The following is a 24018-nucleotide window of genomic DNA, read 5'->3' on the forward strand; positions in this document are numbered from 1 at the left end:
CCCCCTTATATTTTCTGTATGTGTACTTGCTCAATCAATGAATCAATGTCATGTAAATCACTTAAGCCTTTCGAAAATGCGGTAGAGGCTCCTGTTGCAATGCCGTATCGTAAGCATTCTTCAGGTGAATGTCCTTCAAGCTGTTTACTAAGAAAAGCTGCAAGCATCGCATCTCCAGAGCAAGCTGTATTTACTACAATGCCTGTCGGTGCGTTTCCTTTTAAGACGGCGTTTTTCGTAATGAACAAAGCCCCTTCTCCCCCGCGGGAAATAAGCACTTGCTCTGCACCCATCTCAATAAGCTTTTCTCCTGATTGAATGAGTTCTTTTTCTGACAGAGGATGTGTTTTGCCGAAAAAAGCAGCAATTTCTTCTTCATTTGGTTTTAATAAATACGGCTTGTATTGAAGCGTCTCAAGAACCGCTGCAGAGCTTGTGTCTAAAATGAACTTGACCTTCTGTTGATGGCAAATAGCTGCTACTTCTGAAAAAATGCTGGCAGGAACACCTTTTGGTAAACTGCCTGACATGATAAGGATGCCCCCCTGCGGGATAGCTGCAATTTTCTCACGAAAGGCGTGAAGCGCTTTTTCTTCAATCGCAGGGCCCTGGTTCACGAGCTTGTATTCTTCTGTCGTATTAATAAAAACATTAATGCGTGTAATTCCCTCAACCGAGATAAAATCGGTCTGAATAGAGAGATCCTTTAAGGATTGTTCAATATAAGAGCCTGAAAACCCAGCGATAAACCCTAATGCAGTGCTGGTGAAGCCATATTTCTTTAGCATAATCGACACGTTCACGCCTTTTCCATTCGGCTGATAATCTTCATCTTCCGTACGGTTGACTGCATTTGCCCGTATTTCTTTTAATGCAATATATAGGTCAATAGCAGGATTTAAGGTGCAGGTATAAATCAATTGGTTTCACCTTCTTTCTTTTCTCTAAAGAAAGTATCTCATACGATTCAGTGAAAATGTTTTCAGAATGTGTAAAGGTTTTCATGAGAAAAAGCCTTCCAGATCAAAGTCTCGAAGGCTTTCTTATTGGTTATTTCATTCGGATCACATAGGCATCGAGTAAAATGCGGGCAATGACATGGAGAGACAGGCGGGATCTGACTTCATAATCTGGGAAGAAAGATTGTTCCCCTTTATATCCGACTAGTGTCATATCTGATATTTTGCTTAATGTAGAATCAATTCTTGTCGTGACAGTTATAGTTGTGACTTGCTTCATGCTGAGGTTTTGACAAGCTTCAACGAGCTCAGCTGTTTCGCCATTTAATGAAACAAAGATGGCAAGCTCACTTTTTTCAATGTCTCGCGATTTCAGCCGAATGATATTTGGATCGTCGTGTACTTCACATGTTTTCCCGATGAGCTGTAATTTAATGGTCATCTCTTTGGCGATCATTTCTGAGAAGCCTCTGCCGAAAATATAAATTTTGTCTGCATTATGTATTTTTTGAACGGCATCTTCAATTTGTCCAATACTTTGCAGCTGGATCGTCTTTAAAACCTCTTCTTCATTTTTCCGAATCGCTAGTTTGATGTCTTCATCAATATTCTTGAGCTGGTCGCTTGCATCTGTCATTTTCTTTTCTTGTTTCAATCGATATTTAAAGGATGTATAGCCATTATAACCAATTTTTTTCATCAGTCTGACAATTGTGGCTGTCGATACATTGGCTCTTTCGCTTAAAGTGACAATGGATAAGGTGGAGATATCCTCTAAATGCTGGTGAATATAATTGAGTAAATAACGCTCTGTTTCACTTAACGTTTGATATACATCGCTTGGGATGTTAAATAATGATTCGTTCAATTCGATTCCCCCTTACTCATTTCATACTATAATTAAATGCCCAATAAAAACAAGATGATTCTTTTGTCATGTATTTAGGTGAAAGGCGAAAATGAGTGAAATTTTATTTTTGACATAAACTAAGGAAATGTGAAAGGAGCTGATCCGTATGCTTCATCTTTTGTTTTATCTGATCCTTCTCTATGTCGTTTATGTCTTTTTGACCGCATTTGTTTTGTTTTATTTACCGATTCAAAAAACATGCAAAGAACATTGTGTCTATAAAGCCTCTTCCATCTCAGGAGACGATCAGGGCACAAATCAAGTGATGCTTCTTGACGATGGATTTGAGTCTGGCCAGGCCAGAATTCAAATGATTCGTGAGGCAAAGAGGATGATCCGTCTTAGTTATTACTCCATTCAAAAGGGAAAAACAGCCGAATGGGTACTAGGTGCTTTGATTGAAGCAGCTGATCGAGGGGTGAAAGTTCAGCTACTTTTAGATGGCATCTGCCACAGTTTGCGTGGACCGCTGAAGAATTTACGGTATGCCGTGGCAAATCACCCGAACATGGCCATTCGTTTTTATGAGCCCTTTCGGTTATTTAAGCCATGGACGTGGCATAACCGCCTTCATGATAAGCTGCTGCTGGCAGATGGCCGAGTAGTTGTCATGGGCGGAAGAAATATCGGTGATAAATACTTTGCAGATCAGCCGCCGAAAGACTTTGCATTTGACCGCGATGTGCTGCTTTATAACGACAAAAAAGGAAAAGTATTAGATGAAATGGAGCAATATTTCGTTTATTTATGGAATCATAACTTTACGAAAAAAACAAAAGCCGTGTTCTCCAAGCAAAAAGCAAAAAAAGGCTTAAAACTAAGAAAGAAACTGCTTAGATCCTATCAGGAGGCAGTGCGTACGAAAGAACCTTTTGTGGTGTCTTCCTTTAATTGGGCAGCAGATACCACCCCAGTAAAACAGATTGCATTTTTTACAAATCCAGTGGAGCGTTTCAATAAGCGTCCTCTTGTACTGAAAAAATTAAACGATCTTGCTCACCGGGCAAAGCGTTCTGTGCTCATACAGACGCCTTATATTATCCCGACACGACCAATGAAGGACGACCTCACTCCATTAGCTAGCGAGATTCAAACAACAGTTGTCACGAATTCTCTGGCAGCCACGCCAAATCCTTTAGCTTTTGCAGGCTATTTAAGCACGAAAAAGGAACTGATGAAAACAGGCGTTCATTTGTACGAATATGAAGGTCCGTATTCCATTCATGCGAAATCGATGGTCATTGATGATTATTTAAGTATTATTGGGACATATAATTTAGATGCGAGGTCTAGTTTTTTAAATACAGAGTCGATTTTGGTCATTGATAGTGCCCCGTTTGCGCTATCACTTACTCAGGCAATCGAACGTAAAATCGCCTATAGTATTCTCGTCGCGAAGGACAAAGCACCCTATAAAGCGGACGGCTATGGGCAGAAAAAAAAGCCTTTGATGAAAAGGCTCCTTTTAAATGGTTTATCCGCGATAACCGTTTTATGGCGGCGGTTGATCTAAAGGGCAGCTACTCTTGTGGCAGCCCTTTTTCTTTTGATTGCTCTTCTTCTGCTGGTTCCAATTTGGTCAATTTAAACACCAAGATCCCTGCAACAATCACAATGACACCTAATAGTTTTGCGGGAGAAAATTCCACTTTCTCTAACCCAAGCCAGCCAAGCGAATCAAACAAAAGCGCGCAGCCAAGCTGTGAAATTAGGACAATTGAGATTCCATAAGTCGGACCAAGACGTTTGATTGCTTGAACGAGGCAGATGACCACCCCTACTCCAATGGCTCCGCTAATCCAGTACCACGCTTCCATATGTCTTAATTGAAACATGCCGGTTCCTTCTAGCAAAAGACCCATCAAAAGTGAAGCAATAAAGCCCATACCTAGAACGAGAGTGGTTGTTGACCAAGAGCCTGTCTGCTCATTGACCTTACTGTTAAAAATGGTTTGTAAGCTGACGAGTGCGCCAGCCGCGATGGCTAATCCTATTCCTATGATCATGTCTGAATCCCTTCATTTCTTCTATTCATAAATGTTGTGCTCGGCTATTTCTAAGAGCCCTTTCCGGTCAAGAATCGTAATCTCGCCTCTTTGCCTCTCTATCAGCCCTTTTTCACAGAATTGCTGAATCACCCGGTTAATATGACGGTAGCTTGTACCAATTAAGCTCGCCGCATCAGTAAGACGAAGTGCGCTCGCGCTGTTATCACCTGTTAATACAGACAATAAGTAGCTTGCGAGCCTGACCTCTACAGGATATAAAAGGTGGAAGCTCAAATCGTTTGATTTCGTATAAAATTTGTTTGTAATCCCTTTTAATAAAAAGGTTAATATGCGGGGGTCATCCTTTGCATATCGCATGAGTGCTTGATGAGAAATCCTTAGCATATGTACTTCTGTGACAGCCTCCACTGTATTGACCATATCTGTCTGCTGAACGTATTCAATATCTCCAATGGCTTCAAGAGGATGTTTAAAACAAAGAATAAAGGTCTTCCCTTCCTTTGTGGTGGTGAAAATCTTTAATTTCCCTTTTACTAACAAGTACAAGTGCTCCCTCTGATCTCCCTTTGAACAAATCAGCTCACCTTGCTCATAGCGCCATAAGCTGACATGTGATATGAGTTTCTGATGAAAGACGTTTTCTAATTGATGTGCCTTGAGATAAGAAGAAAATAGACATTCATCATGAATCTCTTCCATCTCACGCCCTCCTTTATAGCTTTAAAATGATTACACCCGCGATCATCAATAGAATTCCTGCATAATGCGGCCATTTCATTTTCTTCTTCTGTACACCAAACCATCCTTTTGCATCGATTGCAAAGGTAAATGCCAGCTGTGCAATGAGTAAAGCAGCGATGGTCAGTGTGACACCGATCATTTGAATCGCAGTGACTTCATTAAAAATAATAATGGCTGCAAATGCGCCGCCTACTAAATAAAGCGGCTGCACCTTTCGATATTCTCGAACGTGTCCGTCACGTACGATTAGTAAAATGATAAGTGCGATAACAAAACCGGTCAGCTGCGTGATGGTTGCCGCCTGCCATGTCCCGATATCCTGGCTGATTCTTGCGTTTGCTACGCCTTGCAGTGTAATACAAGCGCCTCCTAATAAAGCGAAAATAACACCTTTCATTCGTTCAAATGCTCCTTCTTTTTTCAGTCTAGTTCCATTAAATGATAGATGCCCTGATGTTGAAAAGGACATATGTCCCACTTTGCGTATTATATCAGAAACTTTTTCTTTTACAGTTTCATCGTTTTAGATTTTTCACAGTGGGTAGAGTTTTATATCACCTGAAAACAGAATATTGAATGGAATCACATATAAAAAGGAGACATGTTAGAATGAGAAATCAAGAGAAACATTTTATTAACGGAGAATGGATCGCATCAACAGGAAACGAAACGACAGAGGTTATCAATCCTGCTACAGAGGAAGTCATTGGCACCATTAGTTTAGGTACAAAAGAAGATTTAGATAAGGCAGTCAAAGCTGCTCGTGCCGCCTTCCCTTCTTTCTCAAAAACATCTCGAAATGAACGCGTAAAGATGCTGGAAAACATTGTGCGCGGCTACGAAAAACGTAAGGATGAACTGATTGAGATCATGACACAAGAGCTCGGTGCACCGCTGAAAGTATCAGAAGAGGTTCATTACAAAATGGGACATGAACATTTTTCTAAAGCAGCGGAAGCACTTAAATCTTATACATTTACTGAGGACCGCGGCGGGCATACCATTATAAAAGAAGCGATTGGTGTCAGCGGATTGATTACACCTTGGAATTTCCCAACGAATCAAACATCACTTAAAATCGCAGGTGCCATTGCAGCAGGTTCACCAGTTGTCTTAAAGCCTGCGGAAATTACACCTTTTGCCGCAATGATTCTTGCAGACATCATTGATGAAGCAGGCGTACCAAAAGGAGTCTTCAACCTAGTAAACGGAACTGGTGACGTCATTGGTGACGGCATTAGCTCACATCCTGATATTGACTTTGTTTCATTTACTGGATCAGGTGCTGTTGGCTCTAAAATAATGGAGAACGCTGCAGACAATATTAAGAAAGTGGCTCTTGAGCTTGGCGGGAAATCCCCTCTTATCGTCTTAGATGATGCAGATGTGGATGAGGCAGCCGAAACAGCCGTTCATCATATTGCGATGAATACAGGCCAAGTGTGTTCCGCAGCCACACGTGTGCTAATTCCAGAATCAATGAAAGACGCATTTGAAAAAGCGCTGCTGAATGCCCTGCCGAAGTTTACAGTTGGTGATCCGCGAGAAGATCACGCCACTGGCCCGCTTGTCTCCAAAAAGCAATGGGATACCGTGCAGTCTTATATTGAAAAAGGTATTGAAGAAGGTGCTAATCTGCTTGCTGGGGGAACTGGGAAGCCGGACGGTCTAGACAAAGGATATTTCGCCAAGCATACTATTTTCACAAATGTGAAAAATGATATGACCATTGCACAAGAGGAAATATTCGGACCCGTCATGAGTGTGATCACATATCAAGACCTTGATCATGCCCTTGAGATTGCCAATGATACAGTGTACGGTCTTGCTGGGTATGTGGTTGGAAAAGATGAAAAAACATTAAAATATGTAGCTGAACATATTCGTGCTGGTCAAATTACCATTAACAATGCCGAAACAGATTACTTTGCCCCGTTTGGCGGCTTTAAGCAATCTGGTATCGGAAGAGAATGGGGCGACTTCGGAATCGAGGAATATTTAGAAGTGAAAGCTGTGATGGGACTTCCAACAGCATAATTTGAGAAAGGAGAAAAACCTTAGGGTTTTTCTCTTTTTTCATGATAGAAAGAATCTGCCCCTGCTCCCCTACTTATCCATTATGATGTGATATTTTTTGACCGTTGCTTTAGGAGGAGCCGATTCTTGTAATTCATCAAACCAAACCTCAATCGTTTGACCCTGTGACAGCTTTTTAGAATCTACTTTCGTTAAGTCGATTATGATAAGATCGTCTTTATACTTATCAATAAGAAGTTGTGTATTCAATGAATCATCGCTTTTTAGAGGCGTTCTATTATTTATAAGAAGTAAATTTGTATCCCCTTTACTTAGCAGTACGCCTTTTTTTGAAAAAGATGTTGTTGTTTTATTCTTATTGTATGAATCCTTTATATTGCCCTTTGGAGAATTGCACGCTGCTAATAAAATGAGAACAATCAAGAAGACAAGCCGAAAACATTTTCTGTTTTTAAATTTTAGCTGCATCAATTTTCATACACCCCTTTTCAATTCCTTACGATTGCTTCTTCATTCAAAACGGCCCCATTTTTCTTAAGGTGCTTTATACAGATAAGCGATTCATCTTCAAGTTCCTTCACTTTGCAAAGGTATTAGAAATCTTAATCATGACAATCAATATTATATATTTTACTTAATGGCAAACTTTCGGTAAAGTTCAAATTGAACCTATATATATAATTCCTATCGAATTAATCTATGTTTATATTCCTTGTGAGGTGGATATCGTTGCAACTTCATGTATTGAACAGTCCGTTTAGTCAGCAGCAGGCAGAGCTGCTTAATCAGCTGCTTCCGACTTTAACAGATCAGCAAAAAATTTGGCTTACCGGTTATTTATCAGCACAGGCAGCTTTAACCGGATTAGAAAATACTGCCCAACCCCCTTCTCCTTCTGCTGCAGCACCAGCGCAGCCTGTCAGCAAAGATGTGACCGTGCTTTATGGCTCGCAAACAGGCAATTCTGAAGGGTTAGCAAAAAAGACAGCGCAGCATCTTGAAGAGAAAGGTTTTCAAGTGACGCTCTCTTCTATGTCAGATTTTAAACCAAATAGTCTGAAAAAAATAAACAATTTACTGATCATTGTGAGCACACATGGTGAGGGAGATCCGCCTGATAATGCCCTTTCTTTCCATGAATATGTTCACGGCAGACGTGCTCCAAAGCTCGATCATTTAAGCTTTTCTGTCCTTTCACTTGGCGACAGCTCTTACGAATTCTTCTGTCAAACAGGTAAAGAATTTGATGAGCGTTTAAAAGAGCTTGGCGGAACGCGTCTTGTCGATCGAGTGGACTGTGACCTTGATTATGATGAGCCGTTTTTTGAATGGCTTCAAGGAGTGGCATCTTCACTTAGTGAAGGCGGAGCCGCAGCAACCCCGCAGGAATCAGCGGAAGCAAACACTCAAACCGCTGCATCTGAATACTCAAGAACAAATCCTTTTTATGCTGAAGTGCTTGAAAATATCAACCTAAATGGCCGCGGCTCTAACAAAGAAACCCGTCATTTGGAGCTTTCTCTTGAAGGATCAGGACTTGTTTATGAGCCAGGTGACAGCCTTGGTATTTATCCAACAAATGATCCTGCGCTTGTTGATGAACTGATCACAACATGTGGATGGAATGCAGAGGAAACCGTCACCGTTCATAAAAACGGCGACACGCTTCCTTTAAAAGAAGCACTCACCTCTCATTTTGAGATTACCGTATTAACAAAACCTCTTCTTCAAAAGATGTCGTCCTTTACAAAAAGCGAAGCCTTGCAGGCCCTTTTAGAAGAAGGAAGCGAAGAAAAATTAAAAGCGTATATAGCAGGAAGAGATTTAGTAGATGCTGCGCGTGATTTCGGTCCTTTTGAAGGAACAGCGGCAGACTTCACTGCGATTTTAAGAAAAATTCCTGCACGCCTTTATTCCATTGCAAGCAGCCTTAAAGCAAATGAAGAAGAAGTTCATTTGACGATCGGTGCTGTGAGATATGATGCTCACGGAAGAGAACGTCAAGGTGTCTGCTCAATCTTATGTGCGGAGCGCTTAGAGCCAGGTGATAAGCTGCCTGTTTATATCCAGCACAATCAAAACTTTAAGCTTCCTGAAAACCATGATGCACCGATCATTATGGTGGGACCAGGCACAGGTATCGCCCCTTTCCGTTCATTTATGCAGGAGCGTGAGGAAGTTGGTGCAGATGGAAAGTCATGGTTGTTCTTCGGTGATCAGCACTTTGTGACGGATTTCTTATATCAAACCGAATGGCAAAAGTGGTTAAAAGATGGTGTGTTAACGAAAATGGATGTGGCTTTTTCAAGAGATTCAGAGGAAAAAGTATATGTCCAGCACCAAATGAAGAAACAAAGTAAAGAATTATTCGAATGGCTGGAACAAGGTGCCTATGTATATGTCTGCGGAGATGAAAAACATATGGCGCATGATGTTCATGATACCCTTCTATCAATCATCCAAGAAGAAGGTGCGATGAGCAAAGAGAAAGCAGAAAGCTATCTAGCCAACTTGCAGCAGCAAAAACGCTATCAGCGTGACGTATATTGATTGAATGCTTGAGAGAAAGGAGCTTTTACTTACATGGTGAAGACAGCATTAACAGCGCCGGATGGACCTCCGAGCGACGTAGAGGAAATCAAAGAAAAAAGTGATTATTTACGGGGTACATTAAAAGAAGTGATGCTTGATCCGATTTCAGCGGGTATTCCTGATGATGACAACCGCCTGATGAAGCATCACGGCAGTTATTTACAGGATGATCGTGACCTGAGAAATGAACGGCAAAAACAAAAGCTTGAGCCTGCTTATCAATTTATGCTGCGTGTCCGCCTCCCTGGCGGAATCGCCACATCCAAGCAGTGGCTAGTGATGGATGAGCTTGCTCATCAATATGGAAACGGTACGTTAAAGCTGACAACTCGTGAAACCTTTCAGCTTCACGGTATTTTAAAATGGAACATGAAAAAGACCATTCAAGACATCCACTCTACTATGCTTGATACAATCGCTGCTTGCGGCGATGTGAACCGTAATGTCATGTGTACGTCAAATCCCTATCAATCAGAAGTACACCATGACGTATACGAGCTCGCCAAAAAATTAAGTGATGACCTGCTTCCGCAAACAAGAGCATATCATGAAATTTGGCTTGATGAGGAAAAAGTAGCGGCAACGCCTGATACAGAGGTTGAGCCGATGTATGGTCCGCTTTATCTGCCAAGAAAATTCAAGATTGGTGTGGCGGTCCCTCCTGCTAACGATATTGATGTCTTTTCGCAGGATTTAGGCTTCATTGCGATTATTGAAAATGATCAATTAGTCGGCTTTAATGTCGCGATTGGCGGCGGAATGGGCATGACGCATGGTGATACAGCGACCTATCCTCAGCTTGCAAAAGTGATTGGCTTTTGTACACCGGAACAAGTTGTAGAGATTGCCAAACAAGTGATCACTATTCAACGTGACTACGGAAACCGTTCGGTGAGAAAAAATGCCCGCTTTAAATATACAGTGGACCGTCTCGGTCTTGAGAATGTAAAAGAAGAGCTTGAACGCCGCCTAGGGTTCACCCTTTTAGACGCAAGAGATTATCACTTTGATCATAACGGTGACCGCTATGGCTGGGTAAAAGGCATCAATGGCAGATGGCATTATACGATGTTTGTAGAAGGCGGCCGCATCACGGATTACGATGACTACCCGCTGATGACAGGCATTCGTGAAATCGCGAAGATTCATACAGGTGACTTCCGCTTAACAGCGAATCAAAATTTAATGATTGGAAATGTCACAACGCATAAAAAGAAACAAATCGAGCAGCTCATTCAGAAGTTCGGTTTATCAGCTGGCCAGCAGCACTCGGCACTGCGACGCAGTTCAATGGCCTGTGTTTCTCTTCCAACATGCGGCTTAGCGATGGCAGAAGCAGAACGCTACCTCCCGCGCTTGATTGACAAAATTGAAGAGATTGTCGAAGAAAACGGCTTAAGTGATAAAGAAATCACGATTCGTATGACTGGATGTCCAAATGGATGCGCCCGTCATGCACTAGGTGAAATTGGCTTTATCGGGAAATCACCTGGCAAATACAATATGTATCTTGGCGCTGCTTTCGATGGCAGCAGATTAAGTAAACTGTACCGAGAAAATGTTGGAGAAGAAGACATTTTAAACGAGCTTGGCTCTCTTCTCCCCCGCTATGCCAAAGAACGTGAAGAGGATGAACATTTCGGTGATTTTGTGATTCGGGCAGGAATTGTAAAAGCAACAACAGATGGCACGAATTTTCATGTGCAATAAAAAAGACAGGGAACTCTCCTGTCTTTTTTTATATACTTTGTTTCCTTTTCAAGTATTCGCAAATGCTTTTGTACACCTTCGGATTGTCTAAAGAAGATAGATCGGGTGAAGGCAGCTGCTCATACGCGCCTTTTAATAAACGCCGGACGATTTTTCCGTTTCTTGTTTTCGGTAAAGCTGAAATGAGATGAATTTCCTTTGGAGTGAGCGCTTTCCCCGCATATGAACCAACATGAGTTTTAAGCTCTGAAATGAGTGCTGCTTCTTCGAAAGACTGTAAACTGGCTACAACGAAACAAACAAGTGCTTCTCCCTTCACCTCATCCTTGACTCCAATCACAGCAGCCTCATGTACGGCTGGATGCCCGACAAGAATGGATTCAATTTCAGCTGGACCGATGCGTTTTCCGGCTGTATTAATGACATCATCCGATCTGCCCGTGATATGGAATGCGCCATCCTCTGATTGCATCACCCAATCACCGTGTGTCCACACCCCATCAAATCGTTTGAAATATGTGTCTTCATATCGCTCCGGATCTTTCCAAAATCCACATGTCATACCGACCCATGGCTTTTTCACAACAAGCTCACCTACCTCATTCATCACGCTCTGTCCTGCCTCATTAAACACATCTGCCGCCATTCCTAAGATTGCCGCATTAAAAAGGATCGGTTTGATTGGACGAAGCAGCGTACTTCCTACAATACCGCCAGAAACCTCTGTTCCCCCTGAGTAATTTAAGATCGGAATGTGCTTTTGACCAATTGTGTCAAAAAGCCATTGCCATGGTGCTTCATTCCACGGTTCACCTGTAGAAATGATGGCTTTGACATGCGGTAGCTCAATGTCTGCAAGGTTTTGCTGCATTGCAGATCGAACAAAAGTAGGTGAAAGTCCAAAATGAGTGACTTTTTGCTCGTGGATGAATGACCAAAGGTGCTGTTCATCTGGATAATCGGGAGCGCCGTCATATAAAACAATTGTAGCTCCATTGATCAAACCGCCAAAGACGAGAAATGGCCCCATCATCCATCCCATGTCTGTGAGCCAAAACAAGCGGTCTCCTTTTGCAACATCCATACAAAGACCAGCATCAAAAGCCGATTTTACAGGAAAGCCTGCGTGGGTATGAACAGCCCCTTTTGGTGTACCGGTTGTTCCAGACGTGTATAAGATCATAAGAGGATCTTCATTTGAAAGATAAGTCGTTTCACTCATTGGTTCTTCTTTTAACAAATCGTTTAGCTTGATATCCTCTTTATATCCAGTTGGAGAGGAAGCGTGTACAATGACTGTTTTGACGGTCTTGGTTTTGTCGATCGCTTCTGCCGCGCATTCACGCATGTTGATCGTTTTTCCCCTGCGCGTCACGCTTGAGCCTGTGACAACAATGCTTGCCCCCGATGCACGAATACGTACGGCAAGAGGCTCGCTTCCATAGCCAGAAAAAACTGGGCTAAAGATGACACCAATCTTTGCAAAGGCAAGCATGACGGCAGCTGTTTCCGGAAGCATCGGCATATAAATGACCGCCACATCCCCTTTTTGAATTCCCTTCTTCAAAAAACCAGCAGCGAGACGATTGACCTTTTCCTGAAGTTCGAGAAACGTCCATCTTCTTTCTTCTCCCGCTTCATTTCTCCAAATCAGGGCTGGTTGATGCTGGGTTTCTTCATTCTCTGCCCATTTGTCAACAGCCGTTTCGACCACGTTGAGCCAGCCGCCTTTATACCAATTGGGCCACATGAATGAATCTTGGCCTAAAACGGCTTCATACGGCTCCTTCCACACGATACCGACCGCCTTTTCAGCTTCTCTCCAAAACCAATCGGTATGGTCGATACTAGCTTGATAGAACGCATCGTAAGTAGAAAAACCAAGTGAATGCATCCATTTGTAAAGACGTGTTTGTTTGATCATCTGCTCCTCGGGGATCCACGCTGGTTTTTGGTTCATCATGAGGCCGCCCCCCTTTAGACCGGATAAACCGGGTGTTTTCGTCTTGTAAATGTCATCTCTTTTGAGGTATAGGCTTGTAATCTATGACAAAGCTCATCTCGCAAATGGTCAAATGGGATGACACCATCGACAATCATTTCTGAGGCAAGCTCATATATATTCATATCTTCCTGGTATTCCTTGCGTTTCTCTTGTATAAATGCCGCCCTCTCTTCTACAGGCAGTTCAGCAATTTTATTCGCATAGACCGCATTTACAGCGGCTTCTGGCCCCATGACAGCAATTTGTGCTGATGGAAGTGCGAGACAGCAGTCCGGTTCAAAGGCTGGTCCTGCCATTGCATATAAACCTGCACCATATGCTTTACGAACAATGACGGATATTTTCGGAACGGTTGCCTCTGACATGGCGGAGATCATTTTCGCCCCATGCCTAATAATACCTGCTTGTTCCACTTTTGTTCCGATCATAAACCCCGGTATATCCGCAAGAAAAAGGAGCGGAATATGAAAGGCGTCACATAGCTGAATAAACTTGGCGGCTTTGTCAGCTGAGTCATGGAATAATACGCCGCCTTTTACCCTAGGCTGGTTGGCAATAAGACCAACAGGCTGACCATTCATACGGCCAAATCCTGTGATCAGCTCTGCGGCAAATAGCTTTTTGATTTCAAAAAATGATCCTTCATCAATGAGTAAATCAATAAGCTGATACATATCAAAAGGGGTATTCTGCCCTTTAGGGATGAGATCTTGAATGGTAATCTCTGATGGTTTAGGTGCTTTTGCGGCTGTTCGTTTTGGTTTTTCTGTATAATTGGCAGGCATGTAAGTTAAATAGGTGCGAGCGATTTGAATGGCTTCTTCTTCTGTTTTTGCTAAAATATCGCCGCATCCAGAAATGCTGCAATGCATTTTCGCCCCGCCCATTTCTTCAAGTGATACTTTCTCTCCAATCACCATTTCGGCCATTCGCGGTGAGCCTAAATACATTGAGGCATTCCCTTCGACCATGACGACGATGTCACAAAAAGCAGGAATGTAAGCACCTCCGGCTGCAGAAGGACCAAATAGTAAACAAATTTGCGGAATACGTCCAGACAGCTTTACCTGGTTATAAAAAATGCGGCCTGCCCCTCTTCTGCCTGGAAACATGGCGATTTGATCGGTGATTCTAGCACCCGCAGAGTCGACTAAATACAGCATCGGACAGTTGAGTTTTTCGGCTGTTTCTTGGATTCTAATGATTTTTTCTACCGTTTTGACGCCCCATGATCCTGCTTTGACGGTAGAATCATTTGCCATGACGCAAACCGTCTGCCCATTCATCCGCCCCGTCCCTGTGACTACACCATCTGCTGGTAAATGTGCATCTTGACACTCGGCAAACATGGCATCCTCAATGAAAGAATCCTCATCCAATAACAACTGAAGGCGGTCACGGACGAACAATTTTCCTTTTTCTTTGTTTTTTTGATGGTATCGCTCGGCCCCGCCTTTCAGAATCTGCTGTTTTTTCTTTTCATATTCTTCAATCATACCCATTCCCCTTTCTTGCTACCTGCCTCTGTATTGAGGCGTGCGTTTTTCTTGGAAGGCTTGAAGACCTTCCGTTCGATCTTCTGTATCAATGAGTCGTAGATAGGCTTCGTATTCCTTCGTTAGACCTGTATGCAAATCGTGATCAAGGCTTGAATGAATCGCTTGCTTCGCTTCTTTTAAGGCAAGCGGACCATTTTTGATGATTTGTTTTGCAAGAGAGATGGCATCGTTCATAAGAGAATCTGCTACAGAAATATGCTCAATCAGCCCGATTTGAATGGCTTCTTCTGCTTGTAATGATGCGCCTGTGAAAATAAGTTCTTTTGCTTTACCGAGTCCAATGAGGCGCGGAAGCCGCTGCGTCCCTCCGGCTCCTGGTATGATAGCTAGTCCTGTTTCCGGCAGGCCGAGTCTTGCTCCGACTCGTGCGATGCGGAGATCACAAGCGAGCGCGAGCTCAAGTCCTCCACCAAGTGCGTGTCCGTTCATCACTGCAATGACAGGTACAGGAATGGATTCAACCTCGATAAAGGTTTGCTGAATTGCAAGAACAGCGCCTTTTGCTTCTGCTTCTGTCATCAATCGTCGTTCTTTTAAATCTGCACCAGCGCAAAAGACTTTTGAACCGGCTCCTGTAATGAGCAGACAGCGGATGCTTTCATCGTGTTTGATTTCTTGAATGATTTGATTGATCTCCTCGAGCATTGTAGAGGATAGGGAATTCGCTTGTTCTGGCCTGTTTAAGGTCATAATGCCGATCTGTTCATCTTGTATTGAAAAATGGACCAATGATGTCATGTTATTCATCCTTTATGAAGTAGTCTAAGAGTGAAAAGCGCGTAAACAGTGACTAGGCAGGGTTCGGTCTACTTTTGCTTCAATCCATTCTGCCGCTTGAATTAATGCAGGAAGGTGAATATTTGTCTCAATTCCTAGTTTTTGAAGCATATGCACCACATCTTCTGTCGCCACATTTCCGCTGGAGCCAGGTGCATAGGGACATCCGCCAAGCCCCCCGCTGGAGGCGTCAAATATCGTGATTCCGGCTTTTAATGCCGTATAAATATTGGCAAGAGCCATCCCCTTCGTATCATGAAAATGAAGAGCGATTTTATCAGCAGGAAAACGTTCAAGTAAAATGTCTAAGCGCCTTTCTACTTGTAGCGGATGGGCTTCACCGATGGTGTCACCGAGCGATATTTCATCAATGCCATAAGAAAGCAAAATATCCGTTAATCGCAGGACTTGATCCATTGGTACTTGTTTTTCATACGGGCAGCCAAACACGGTGGAAATATACGCGCGTGTCCTTTTTCCTGCTGCTTTTAAATCAGCTGTCATTTGTTTGATGACAGGAAGTGTTTCGTGGATGGATTGATTCATATTTTTCTTGTTATGTGTTTCACTCGAAGAGATAAACATAGCGCCTGTGTCAAGATTGGCTTCAAAAAAATGAGCTAAGCCTTTTTCATTGGGAATGAGTGCTGCATAGGTGATGTCGTCTTTTTGGTTTAAGGATTGGGTGAGTTCTTTGGCATCTTTTAAGGCTGGAACCCATTTAGGATGAACAAATGATGTGACTTCAATATAAGGGAGCTGGGCTGCTGTGAGCAGATCTATCCACGTTCGCTTCTCGCTTGTGTCCAGCCAGACTGCTTCATTTTGCAGTCCGTCCCGCGGGCCGACCTCCCTGATAAGCACACTCTTTGGTAATGCCATCTGGCTCCCTCCTATTCTGTTAGTTCTAAAAGAACCTCTCCTTCATCGACAAATTCCCCCTCTGCTTTATGCACTTTGCGGATGATCCCGGCCTCTTCAGCAACGATCGGAATTTCCATTTTCATTGATTCTAAGATGGCAACCTCCTGTCCTTTTTGCACTTCATCGCCTTGTTTCACAAGAAGCTTCCACAAGTTTCCGGCCATTTGAATCGTGACAGTTTTCATGAACGGTTTCCCTCCCTTTTTTTCATGAGAAAATCGGTTGTGATGCTACCTTGTAAGAAGGCAGAAGATCCGGCCATTTCCCTTAAAAGCGGTAAGTTGGTTTTGATCCCTTCTATTTCATATGCTTGTAATGCCCCTTTTAATCGTTCTATTGCAAGTTTTCGTGTATCACCGTAAACGATCATTTTCGCAATCATTGGATCGTAAAAAGGGGTTATAATGCTTCCCTTTGTCACACTTGACTCATGACGGATATACGGAGCTTCAGGCGTAGAAAGCCGAGTGATCGTTCCTGGTGAAGGATAAAAGGTGACGGGATCTTCCGCATAAATTCTAACCTCGATGGCATGCCCGATTTGATGAATATCCTCCTGATTAAAGGAAAGCGGCTCACATGCAGCGATTTTCAGCTGCTCCTCAACAAGGTCAATACCTGTAATTTCTTCTGTGACAGGGTGCTCTACTTGTAATCTTGTGTTCATTTCTAGGAAATAAAATTGTTGATGCTGATCGACTAAGCATTCAATCGTCCCTGCATTTTCATACCCAATCGCTTTGGCTGCTTTGACGGCCATCTCCCCCATTTGACGTCTCACCGGTTCATCGAGACAGGCGGCTGGCGCTTCTTCAATGATTTTTTGATGTCTCCGCTGGAGTGAACAGTCGCGCTCAAATAAGTAAACCCCATGACCGAAGGAATCAAAAAGGACCTGGATTTCAATGTGCCGCGCGTTTTCAATGACCTTTTCCATATACAGCGTCCCATCGTTGAAAAAGCTTTGTGCTCTTTTTTGATTCCCTTCAAAAGCCCTGTACAGCTCATCGTCATTTTGCACGAGCTGCATACCAATTCCTCCACCCCCGCTTGATGCCTTGAGCATGATCGGATAACCGAGTGACTGCGCTTGACTCACTCCTTCTTCTGCATCATGCAGCGGAGCTGAAACGCCTGGTACAATGGGGATCCCTGCTTGAGCCATCGTTTTTCTTGCTTCAATTTTATTCCCCATTCGCTGAATGACTTGTGCGGATGGCCCAATAAAGGCAATACCTTCGCTGCGACAGCGTTCTGCAAAGGCCGCATTTTCTGATAAGAGGCCATATCCTGGGTGAATAGCATCTGTATTTGTCTGCTTGGCTACCCTAATGATGGCTTCCATGTTTAAATAGCTTTCAGATACTTTCGCGCCTCCAATCAGATAGGCGCTGTCTGCTTCTTGCACATGAAGTGCATGCTGATCTGCTTCTGAATAAACGGCAACGGTGTGGATCCCGAGCCTTTTACATGTTCGAATAATTCGCCTGGCAATTTCGCCTCGATTGGCAATCAGTACTTTTTGAAACATCGCTGCCTTCACTCCTTTATTAGATCAAGCGCCTGTTTTTTCAGACGAAATTTTTGAATCTTCCCTGATGCGGTCATCGGATACTCGTCAGTGATGAAAAAATATTTAGGAATTTTGTAGCGCGCCATTTGCGACTGACAATAGCTGGTGAGTGTCTCAATCGTCACCGCTCTACCTTGCTTGAGCCGAATGAATGCGGCGGCTTCCTCTCCATACGTCTCGTCAGGTATACCAACAACCTGTGCATCAAGAATGTCCGGATGAGTATAAAGAACGTCCTCAATCTCTTTTGGGTATACATTCTCCCCGCCTCTAATGATCATATCTTTCAGCCGTCCTGTGATTTTCACATAGCCGTCCTCATCCATCTCTGCTAAATCTCCCGTATGAAGCCAGCCGTCCTCATCAATCACTTCATTTGTGGCTTCTTCATTTTTATAGTAGCCTTTCATCACATGATAGCCTCTTGTACACAGCTCGCCTTGTTCTCCTCTTGGTACTTCCTCCGGCGTGCCTGGAACGGTGATTTTCACTTCGATGTGAGGAAGCGCCCGGCCGACGGTTTGAACCCGTCTTTCAAATGAATCATCCGTTCTTGTTTGGGTAATGACAGGAGAGCTTTCAGTCTGTCCGTAGGCAATTGTGAGCTCCTTCAGTCCCATTTGTTCAATGACAGCTTTCATCACATGGGATGGACAAAGAGATCCTGCCATAATGCCCGTTCGTAATGTGGACAGATCGTATTGGTGAAAATTCGGATGGTCGAGCTCTGCAATGAACATTGTCGGGACGCCGTGAAGTACGGTGCACTTCTCTTTTTCCACGGTTTGAAGGACTCGCTCTGGGTGGAAGGATTCAACCGGAATAATCGTTCCTCCTTTTGTGAGGCAAGCAAGCACGCCAAGAACGGATCCAAAGCAATGAAAGAAAGGAACGGGGATACACATTCGATCCTTTTGGGTGAGCTTCATACAATCTGCGATTTGGCTGGCATTGCAGACGATGTTTGTATGGCTGAGCATGACTCCTTTTGGATAGCCGGTTGTGCCTGAAGTATATTGCATATTAATGACGTCATCTGGCGCAAGCTCATCCATTCGTTTCTCCCACTCGTGATCCTCAGTTCTTTTAGCAGCAGCTTGAATACTGTTCCAGCTGCGCATGCCTTTTGGCGTGTGCTCGCCAATATAGACGACACTTTTTAAATAAGGAAAAGATGAGGAGGTGATCTCGCCTTGATGAGCGTTTTGAAGCTCTGGTATGAGTTCTTCCAGCATTTTGACATAGGATGTCTCTTTAAAGCCGTCTACGATAAACAGCATGCTGCTATCAGAATGCTTGAGTAAATAGGCGAGTTCCTGTGCTTGAAAATTCGTATTTACAGTGACAAGAACGGCTCCAATCGACGCGCAGGCGAATTGCAGCATGAGCCATTCAGGTACATTAGGCGCCATGATGGCGATATGATCCCCTTTTTGAACCCCTAATGCCATAAGACCTTTTCCTGTTTCCTTGACTTCTCGATAAAACGCTTCATATGAATAACGTAATGAACGTTCTGGATACACAATGGCTTCATGTGCTGGATGCTGCTCCCTTTTCTCTTTTAAAAGGGAGCAGATTGTCTGCGGATGAATCGACATGATGGCTTTCCTCCTCCATTGATAGTAAGCGTTTTCATTATCGGATTACGCTAACAGTTGTCTTGCGATGACTAGACGCTGAATTTCAGAGGTCCCTTCTCCAATTTCCATGAGCTTTGCATCTCTCACTAGCCGTTCTACACCACATTCTTTCATATAGCCTGTTCCTCCATGAATTTGGACAGCATCAAGACTTGCTTTTGTCGCCATTTCAGAAGCGAAAAGTTTGGCATAAGCAGCTTCTTTTGTAAACGGCTTGCCGTGATCTTTCAGCCAAGCGGCTTTCCAAACCATTTGTCTCGCGAGTTCTATTTGCATCGCCATATCTGCCAGCTTAAACTGAATGGCTTGGAAGGAAGAAAGGGTTTGCCCAAATTGCTTTCTTTCCTTTGCATGCGAGAGCGAAGCATCGAGTGCAGCTTGTGCAATGCCAACTGATAACGCAGCAATTGAAATACGTCCTCCGTCTAATGTATATAAAAATTGCTTAAAGCCTTTCGCTGGGTCTCCTAAAATATTCTGGGCTGGTACACGTACACCGTCTAAAATGATTTCTGCTGTATCTGACCCACGCACGCCCATTTTGTCATATGGATTTGTAATGGACAGCCCTTTTTGCCCTTTCTCCACAATGAAGGCGGAGATGATCGGGCGGCCGTGTTCATCATGATCCGTGACAGCGGTGACAATAATGGTTCTGGCAAAATTGGCGTTTGTGATCCAGCACTTCTCCCCGTTGATGACATATTCTTGTCCGTCTTTGACTGCTTTTGTTTTCGTCCCTTTTGCATCTGATCCTGCGTTTGGTTCTGTTAAACCGAAGGAACCAAGTGCTGTCCCAGAAGCCAGCGGGACAAGGTGGTCCATCTTTTGGTCCTCTGTACCGAAGTAATAAAGCGGGCTTGCGCCTAAGGATACGGCTGCGGCATAGCTAAGACCTGTACTGGCACACTGTTTTCCGATTTCTTCTACAGCGAGTGCATACGATATCGTATCTCCTCCTGAGCCTCCGTATTTCTCTGGAAAGGGGATGCCCATAAAGCCGAGCTCCCCCATTTTTTGAAACGTTTTGGCTGGGAATACGGCCTGTTCATCAATCGTTTGAGCGTGTGGTGCAATTTCTGCTTTGGCAAAATCTTTGACCATCTGGCGGATCATTTGTTGTTCTTTCGTTAATTCAAAATCCATCTTGTTTCCCCCTTTGGCTCTTTTCTATCATATTTATTAATCAAGCAGCGGCTTCATGCCAAGCTTGATTGAATTCAGAAAATTAAAACAAGAATAATAGAAAAAAAGCATGAACGAAGAAAATCCTCATTCATGCTTTTCCGTTATTTCACTATTTTTGTAGAAGGCTTGCTTTCGTGATGAAGGCGATTAAGAGCCGTAATCTTATAAGTATCAATCGTCTTTTGATTGATTGGTAGGTCTTTAATCGTTGTGATGGCGCCTTTTTCTTTTCTAACTGTTTGCAGCAATTCATATGTTCCTTTATTTGTCAATCGATAGACTGCATAATAGGATACGGTAGAATGTGGATCATTTTTGATTTGCAAAGCCGCACCATCCGCTGTCTTTTTCACAGATTGAATGATTGGTTTTTTAGGCGCTTTCTGATGAAGCCAAGGCATTTCTGGAATGAGAGCTGGTTTGCGGTATGACTCTTCTATCAATCGATCCTTTACATTCAAAGGGTTGCGATTGAGATCCTTTAAGCTGAAATGCATGCTTCCCTGCACGAGCTGTGACTGCCTGTTCAGCTCAATCTGCCTAAAATATTCTTCCGGGTCAGACCAAGCAGGATCACTGTTTTGATTAATTTTATACGCCGCCTGACCAATATACAGGTGAACCGGCTCCCCTTTCACCTCATTTGACCACCATTTCGTCAGCACGTCATAAGCGGCAGCTTGAAAACCGATGCTCCAGTAAATTTGCGGAGTGACATAATCAATATCGTGCTGCTGAATCCACTCTCTTGTATCAGCATACAAATCATCGTAGTTGGTCATTCCTGCAGTGGTGTTTGAACCAGTCGGGTCATCTTTTATGTTGCGCCAAACCCCGAATGGACTAATACCAAATTTCACATACGGCTTTTCTTTCTTAATGGTGTCATTGATTTGTTTCACCAGCTGATTCACATTATCTCTTCGCCAATCTTCTATATGTGTAAAAGCTTTTTTCCCATATGTTTCATACGTTTCTTGATCTGGAAACGGCACACCGGCTATTTTATTCGGGTAAAAATAATCATCCATATGCACTGCATCAATATCGTAGTTTTTCACAACCTCTTCTATGCCGAGGGCAATGAAGTCCTGAACCTCAGGGATGCCAGGGTTGTAATAAAGCTGATTACCGTAGGCAATGGTCCATTCAGGATGTTGTCTTGCAGGGTGATCAGCTGATAAACGGCTGAGATCAGTATGATTCATCGTGATTCGGTAAGGATTAAACCAAGCATGAAATTCAAGGCCGCGTTTATGAGCTTCTTCTATCATAAACTCAAGCGGATCATACCCAGGATCTTTCCCTTGCGTTCCAGTCAAATACTCTGACCACGGTCCGTATGCTGAAGGATAAAAGGCATCTGCTGTTGGTTTAATTTGCATAATGACGGCATTCATATTCATCGCTTTGATCTCGTCTAACAAACGAATGAACTCTTTTTTCTGCTCTGCTACGGGCAGCCCTTTCTTTGAGGGCCAATCTAAGTTATAAACCGATGCAATCCATACCGCGCGCATCTCTCTAGTGCTCTCAAGCTTCCCTTTTGGCACTGGACGAGCTGCTAGACTGCTAGAAGGAATCAATAAGAATACAAACATTAACATCAGTGTTAGAACTGTCATACTGATCTTTTTCAGCATGTTTTGCATCACCTCATATTCAGTTTATTCCGCTTTTTGTGATGGAATGCCAGCAGATGGTGTAAGCAGAATGTTTTTCATTTCATTGAGCTGAGCTTCAGGGACTTTGCAGGCTTCAATTAAATACCGCTCTGCACTCCCGTATGTCTCCAGCATTTCGTGCAGCACATCTTCAAGATAATCTTGCTGCACACCGACAAGCGGCTGAATTTGTTCTTTTGATACCCGGTATAAACTCATCAATCGGACAAATCGTTCCTGCCTTCTGACAAGCATTTGCACGCCTTCATTGGACCGCATGTATTCACTTAAAACGACAGTCAGCGGTACACCTGCTGTTAACTGAATCAGGGCAGATAAAAAACCTGTACGGTCCTTGCCACTCGTGCAGTGAAGCATCAGCGGATAATGGCTTTGATCTGAAAGCAGTGTGAACAGCTGCCGAATCTCTTCTTTACGCTCGGTGAGCATGCTTTGATATAAATCTTTCATGATCGGTGTAAATGAGAGAGACTTCCCTTCTGTTACCAGCATACGAAACATGGTCCATTTACTCGGCATCTTACTGTCAGGCTGCATCGGAATATGGACGATTTTGTCGTGTTCCTTGATCTTTGGTGGATGTGATTTACGTTCTGAGGTTGTACGGAGGTCGCAAACAGTTTGAATCCCGAGTGTTGAGAATATCTCGATGTCTTGTTTCGTCAATCGAGATAAGTCTGCGGATCGATAAATCATTCCCTCTTTGATCACCATCCCCTCTGTTGTTTGAAGTCCCCCTACTTCTCTAAAATTCGCAAGCTTTGAAAATGGGTTGTTTGATTGATTCATAGAAGTGAAAGTCCTTTCTGGTTTCGTTCTTTTTTCTATCATACGCTTTTATATCAAAGGAGAAAAGAGAATCAATTGACCTAATCCATGTAAGAGAATTTATTGGTATAATGGAAAAAGGACATTCGGATTGATTGGAGATATGAAGCATGATAAAAACAAAACGGATTCAGCAAATTAAAGAGTATGTGTTTGACCGGGAATCTGCTTCACTTGATGAGCTTGTGGCGCATTTTGGTGTCTCAAAAAACACGATACGCCGAGATGTACAGGCATTGGTCGAGTCTGGCGTGCTCAAAAAAGTGTATGGCGGAGTGGCTGTGAACCACTCAACGTTAGTGGTGTATAAAGAGCGAAAGATCCGTCAGCTCAGTAAAAAGCAATTGATCGGTCAGACGGCTGCTGCTTTTGTGGAAAACGGGGATATGATTTTTATTGATTCTGGTACGACAACGCTTGAGATGCTCCCCTATTTGACAGAGAAACAGGTGACCATTGTGACCAATAATGTGGATTTCATTACACAAGCGATGCCTTATGAAAATCTCACCATCTTTTCTACTGGCGGGATGCTTGAAAGGAAAACAAATTCTTTCGTAGGCTATCAAAGTGTAGAGCGCTTAAAAGCTTACAATGTGAATAAAGCCTTTATCGCGTCAACTGGTTTATCCATTGATCACGGCGTCACGAATTCGTCCCCGCTTGAAACCGATATTAAAAAGACGCTCGTTCAAAAAAGTGCCAAAACGTTTTTATTAGTGGATGATAGCAAATTCGATCATTACGCCTTGACCACGTTTTGTGATTTGCACGAAATTGATGTCGTCGTGACCAATCAGGAGCCACATGAACATTATCTTCAATATGGAAAAGAGCATGATGTGCGGTTTGTCACGCCTTCATCAAATGAATAGATC

21 protein-coding genes are annotated in these 24018 nt (G+C 43.2%); 5 read left to right on the forward strand and 16 right to left on the reverse strand.

Going from position 1 to position 24018, the window contains the following annotated elements:
* Positions 1 to 5 precede the first annotated feature (5 nt).
* Together pfkB and NST59_RS09125 are read right to left on the reverse strand one after the other, a co-directional pair.
* The gene (pfkB, locus tag NST59_RS09120; protein WP_327842507.1) at positions 6 to 920 is read right to left on the reverse strand and encodes a 1-phosphofructokinase; all 915 of its coding nucleotides are present in this window, start codon (positions 918 to 920) and stop codon (positions 6 to 8) included.
* Positions 921 to 1050: 130 nt separating this feature from the next.
* A complete protein-coding gene (locus NST59_RS09125) occupies positions 1051 to 1827 on the reverse strand; it encodes a MurR/RpiR family transcriptional regulator (protein ID WP_024425669.1) in 777 nt (258 codons plus the stop codon).
* 148 nt (positions 1828 to 1975) lie between these two features.
* Between NST59_RS09125 and NST59_RS09130 the strand changes: the two genes are divergently transcribed.
* Positions 1976 to 3382: a phospholipase D-like domain-containing protein gene (locus tag NST59_RS09130; protein WP_327842508.1), complete on the forward strand. Its 1407-nt coding sequence runs from the start codon at positions 1976 to 1978 to the stop codon at positions 3380 to 3382.
* A 7-nt stretch (positions 3383 to 3389) separates the two neighbouring features.
* Here the strand turns inward: NST59_RS09130 and NST59_RS09135 are convergent, their stop codons facing one another.
* The 3 genes from NST59_RS09135 to NST59_RS09145 are packed head-to-tail and all read right to left on the reverse strand — an operon-like array spanning position 3390 to position 5016.
* The gene (locus NST59_RS09135; RefSeq protein WP_047203418.1) at positions 3390 to 3875 is read right to left on the reverse strand and encodes a DMT family transporter; all 486 of its coding nucleotides are present in this window, start codon (positions 3873 to 3875) and stop codon (positions 3390 to 3392) included.
* A 21-nt stretch (positions 3876 to 3896) separates the two neighbouring features.
* Positions 3897 to 4577: a Crp/Fnr family transcriptional regulator gene (locus NST59_RS09140; protein WP_126681939.1), complete on the reverse strand. Its 681-nt coding sequence runs from the start codon at positions 4575 to 4577 to the stop codon at positions 3897 to 3899.
* Between the two features lie 13 nt (positions 4578 to 4590).
* Positions 4591 to 5016, reverse strand: a complete 426-nt coding sequence (locus NST59_RS09145) for a DMT family transporter (protein ID WP_039183136.1) — start codon at positions 5014 to 5016, stop codon at positions 4591 to 4593.
* A 212-nt stretch (positions 5017 to 5228) separates the two neighbouring features.
* Here NST59_RS09145 and NST59_RS09150 point away from each other — a divergent pair, with 212 nt between their 5' ends.
* The gene (locus NST59_RS09150) at positions 5229 to 6656 is read left to right on the forward strand and encodes an aldehyde dehydrogenase family protein (protein ID WP_126681940.1); all 1428 of its coding nucleotides are present in this window, start codon (positions 5229 to 5231) and stop codon (positions 6654 to 6656) included.
* A 69-nt stretch (positions 6657 to 6725) separates the two neighbouring features.
* On the opposite strand, the gene NST59_RS09155 is transcribed toward NST59_RS09150, so the two are convergent.
* Positions 6726 to 7124, reverse strand: coding sequence for a DUF3221 domain-containing protein (locus tag NST59_RS09155; protein ID WP_327842522.1), 399 nt, complete (start codon positions 7122 to 7124; stop codon positions 6726 to 6728).
* Positions 7125 to 7385: 261 nt separating this feature from the next.
* Between NST59_RS09155 and NST59_RS09160 the strand changes: the two genes are divergently transcribed.
* Positions 7386 to 9206, forward strand: coding sequence for an assimilatory sulfite reductase (NADPH) flavoprotein subunit (locus NST59_RS09160; RefSeq protein WP_327842509.1), 1821 nt, complete (start codon positions 7386 to 7388; stop codon positions 9204 to 9206).
* A gap of 33 nt (positions 9207 to 9239) precedes the next feature.
* Complete coding sequence (gene cysI / locus NST59_RS09165) at positions 9240 to 10958, forward strand: assimilatory sulfite reductase (NADPH) hemoprotein subunit (RefSeq protein ID WP_327842510.1); 1719 nt, start codon at positions 9240 to 9242, stop codon at positions 10956 to 10958.
* 28 nt (positions 10959 to 10986) lie between these two features.
* Here cysI and NST59_RS09170 read toward each other — a convergent pair whose 3' ends face one another.
* The 10 genes from NST59_RS09170 to NST59_RS09215 all read right to left on the reverse strand — a co-directional run bounded on the left by NST59_RS09170 (position 10987) and on the right by NST59_RS09215 (position 23101).
* Entirely contained in the window at positions 10987 to 12921 is a 1935-nt protein-coding gene (locus NST59_RS09170; RefSeq protein WP_327842511.1) for an AMP-binding protein, read from the reverse strand.
* 14 nt (positions 12922 to 12935) lie between these two features.
* A complete protein-coding gene (locus NST59_RS09175) occupies positions 12936 to 14459 on the reverse strand; it encodes an acyl-CoA carboxylase subunit beta (protein ID WP_144464608.1) in 1524 nt (507 codons plus the stop codon).
* Between the two features lie 18 nt (positions 14460 to 14477).
* A complete protein-coding gene (locus NST59_RS09180; RefSeq protein WP_327842512.1) occupies positions 14478 to 15260 on the reverse strand; it encodes an enoyl-CoA hydratase in 783 nt (260 codons plus the stop codon).
* Between the two features lie 24 nt (positions 15261 to 15284).
* Positions 15285 to 16181, reverse strand: coding sequence for a hydroxymethylglutaryl-CoA lyase (locus tag NST59_RS09185; protein ID WP_327842513.1), 897 nt, complete (start codon positions 16179 to 16181; stop codon positions 15285 to 15287).
* Between the two features lie 11 nt (positions 16182 to 16192).
* Positions 16193 to 16408, reverse strand: a complete 216-nt coding sequence (locus tag NST59_RS09190) for an acetyl-CoA carboxylase biotin carboxyl carrier protein subunit (RefSeq protein ID WP_039179120.1) — start codon at positions 16406 to 16408, stop codon at positions 16193 to 16195.
* Positions 16405 to 17754 carry an acetyl-CoA carboxylase biotin carboxylase subunit gene (locus NST59_RS09195; RefSeq protein WP_327842514.1) on the reverse strand — a complete coding sequence of 450 codons (1350 nt, stop codon included), beginning with the start codon at positions 17752 to 17754 and terminating at the stop codon, positions 16405 to 16407. Before NST59_RS09195 ends, NST59_RS09190 begins: the two co-directional genes overlap by 4 nt.
* Before the next feature lie 8 nt (positions 17755 to 17762).
* Positions 17763 to 19397, reverse strand: a complete 1635-nt coding sequence (locus NST59_RS09200; RefSeq protein ID WP_338595060.1) for an AMP-binding protein — start codon at positions 19395 to 19397, stop codon at positions 17763 to 17765.
* 45 nt (positions 19398 to 19442) lie between these two features.
* Positions 19443 to 20585, reverse strand: a complete 1143-nt coding sequence (locus tag NST59_RS09205) for an acyl-CoA dehydrogenase family protein (RefSeq protein WP_064498554.1) — start codon at positions 20583 to 20585, stop codon at positions 19443 to 19445.
* A 143-nt stretch (positions 20586 to 20728) separates the two neighbouring features.
* Positions 20729 to 22270, reverse strand: coding sequence for a glycoside hydrolase family 10 protein (locus tag NST59_RS09210; RefSeq protein WP_338595063.1), 1542 nt, complete (start codon positions 22268 to 22270; stop codon positions 20729 to 20731).
* Between the two features lie 24 nt (positions 22271 to 22294).
* Positions 22295 to 23101: a tyrosine-protein phosphatase gene (locus NST59_RS09215; protein ID WP_341040568.1), complete on the reverse strand. Its 807-nt coding sequence runs from the start codon at positions 23099 to 23101 to the stop codon at positions 22295 to 22297.
* Between the two features lie 149 nt (positions 23102 to 23250).
* On the opposite strand from NST59_RS09215, the gene NST59_RS09220 reads away from it, so the two are divergent.
* Complete coding sequence (locus tag NST59_RS09220; protein WP_144464604.1) at positions 23251 to 24015, forward strand: DeoR/GlpR family DNA-binding transcription regulator; 765 nt, start codon at positions 23251 to 23253, stop codon at positions 24013 to 24015.
* Positions 24016 to 24018 lie beyond the last annotated feature (3 nt).

This window comes from Bacillus sp. FSL R5-0439 (assembly GCF_038008805.1).
In the GTDB taxonomy this organism is placed as follows: Bacteria; Bacillota; Bacilli; order Bacillales; family Bacillaceae; genus Bacillus; species Bacillus safensis.

Coding starts and splice junctions, on each gene's coding strand:
- NST59_RS09175 (WP_144464608.1), bottom strand. CDS start 14,459: ATGATTGAAGAATATGAAAAGAAAAAACAGCAGATTCTGAAAGGCGGG.
- NST59_RS09190 (WP_039179120.1), bottom strand. CDS start 16,408: ATGAAAACTGTCACGATTCAAATGGCCGGAAACTTGTGGAAGCTTCTT.
- cysI (WP_327842510.1), top strand. CDS start 9,240: ATGGTGAAGACAGCATTAACAGCGCCGGATGGACCTCCGAGCGACGTA.
- NST59_RS09150 (WP_126681940.1), top strand. CDS start 5,229: ATGAGAAATCAAGAGAAACATTTTATTAACGGAGAATGGATCGCATCA.
- NST59_RS09180 (WP_327842512.1), bottom strand. CDS start 15,260: ATGACATCATTGGTCCATTTTTCAATACAAGATGAACAGATCGGCATT.
- NST59_RS09200 (WP_338595060.1), bottom strand. CDS start 19,397: ATGTCGATTCATCCGCAGACAATCTGCTCCCTTTTAAAAGAGAAAAGG.
- NST59_RS09215 (WP_341040568.1), bottom strand. CDS start 23,101: ATGAATCAATCAAACAACCCATTTTCAAAGCTTGCGAATTTTAGAGAA.
- NST59_RS09205 (WP_064498554.1), bottom strand. CDS start 20,585: ATGGATTTTGAATTAACGAAAGAACAACAAATGATCCGCCAGATGGTC.
- NST59_RS09145 (WP_039183136.1), bottom strand. CDS start 5,016: ATGAAAGGTGTTATTTTCGCTTTATTAGGAGGCGCTTGTATTACACTG.
- NST59_RS09170 (WP_327842511.1), bottom strand. CDS start 12,921: ATGATGAACCAAAAACCAGCGTGGATCCCCGAGGAGCAGATGATCAAA.
- NST59_RS09155 (WP_327842522.1), bottom strand. CDS start 7,124: ATGCAGCTAAAATTTAAAAACAGAAAATGTTTTCGGCTTGTCTTCTTG.
- NST59_RS09130 (WP_327842508.1), top strand. CDS start 1,976: ATGCTTCATCTTTTGTTTTATCTGATCCTTCTCTATGTCGTTTATGTC.
- NST59_RS09210 (WP_338595063.1), bottom strand. CDS start 22,270: ATGCTGAAAAAGATCAGTATGACAGTTCTAACACTGATGTTAATGTTT.
- NST59_RS09185 (WP_327842513.1), bottom strand. CDS start 16,181: ATGGCATTACCAAAGAGTGTGCTTATCAGGGAGGTCGGCCCGCGGGAC.
- NST59_RS09195 (WP_327842514.1), bottom strand. CDS start 17,754: ATGTTTCAAAAAGTACTGATTGCCAATCGAGGCGAAATTGCCAGGCGA.
- NST59_RS09140 (WP_126681939.1), bottom strand. CDS start 4,577: ATGGAAGAGATTCATGATGAATGTCTATTTTCTTCTTATCTCAAGGCA.
- NST59_RS09220 (WP_144464604.1), top strand. CDS start 23,251: ATGATAAAAACAAAACGGATTCAGCAAATTAAAGAGTATGTGTTTGAC.
- NST59_RS09135 (WP_047203418.1), bottom strand. CDS start 3,875: ATGATCATAGGAATAGGATTAGCCATCGCGGCTGGCGCACTCGTCAGC.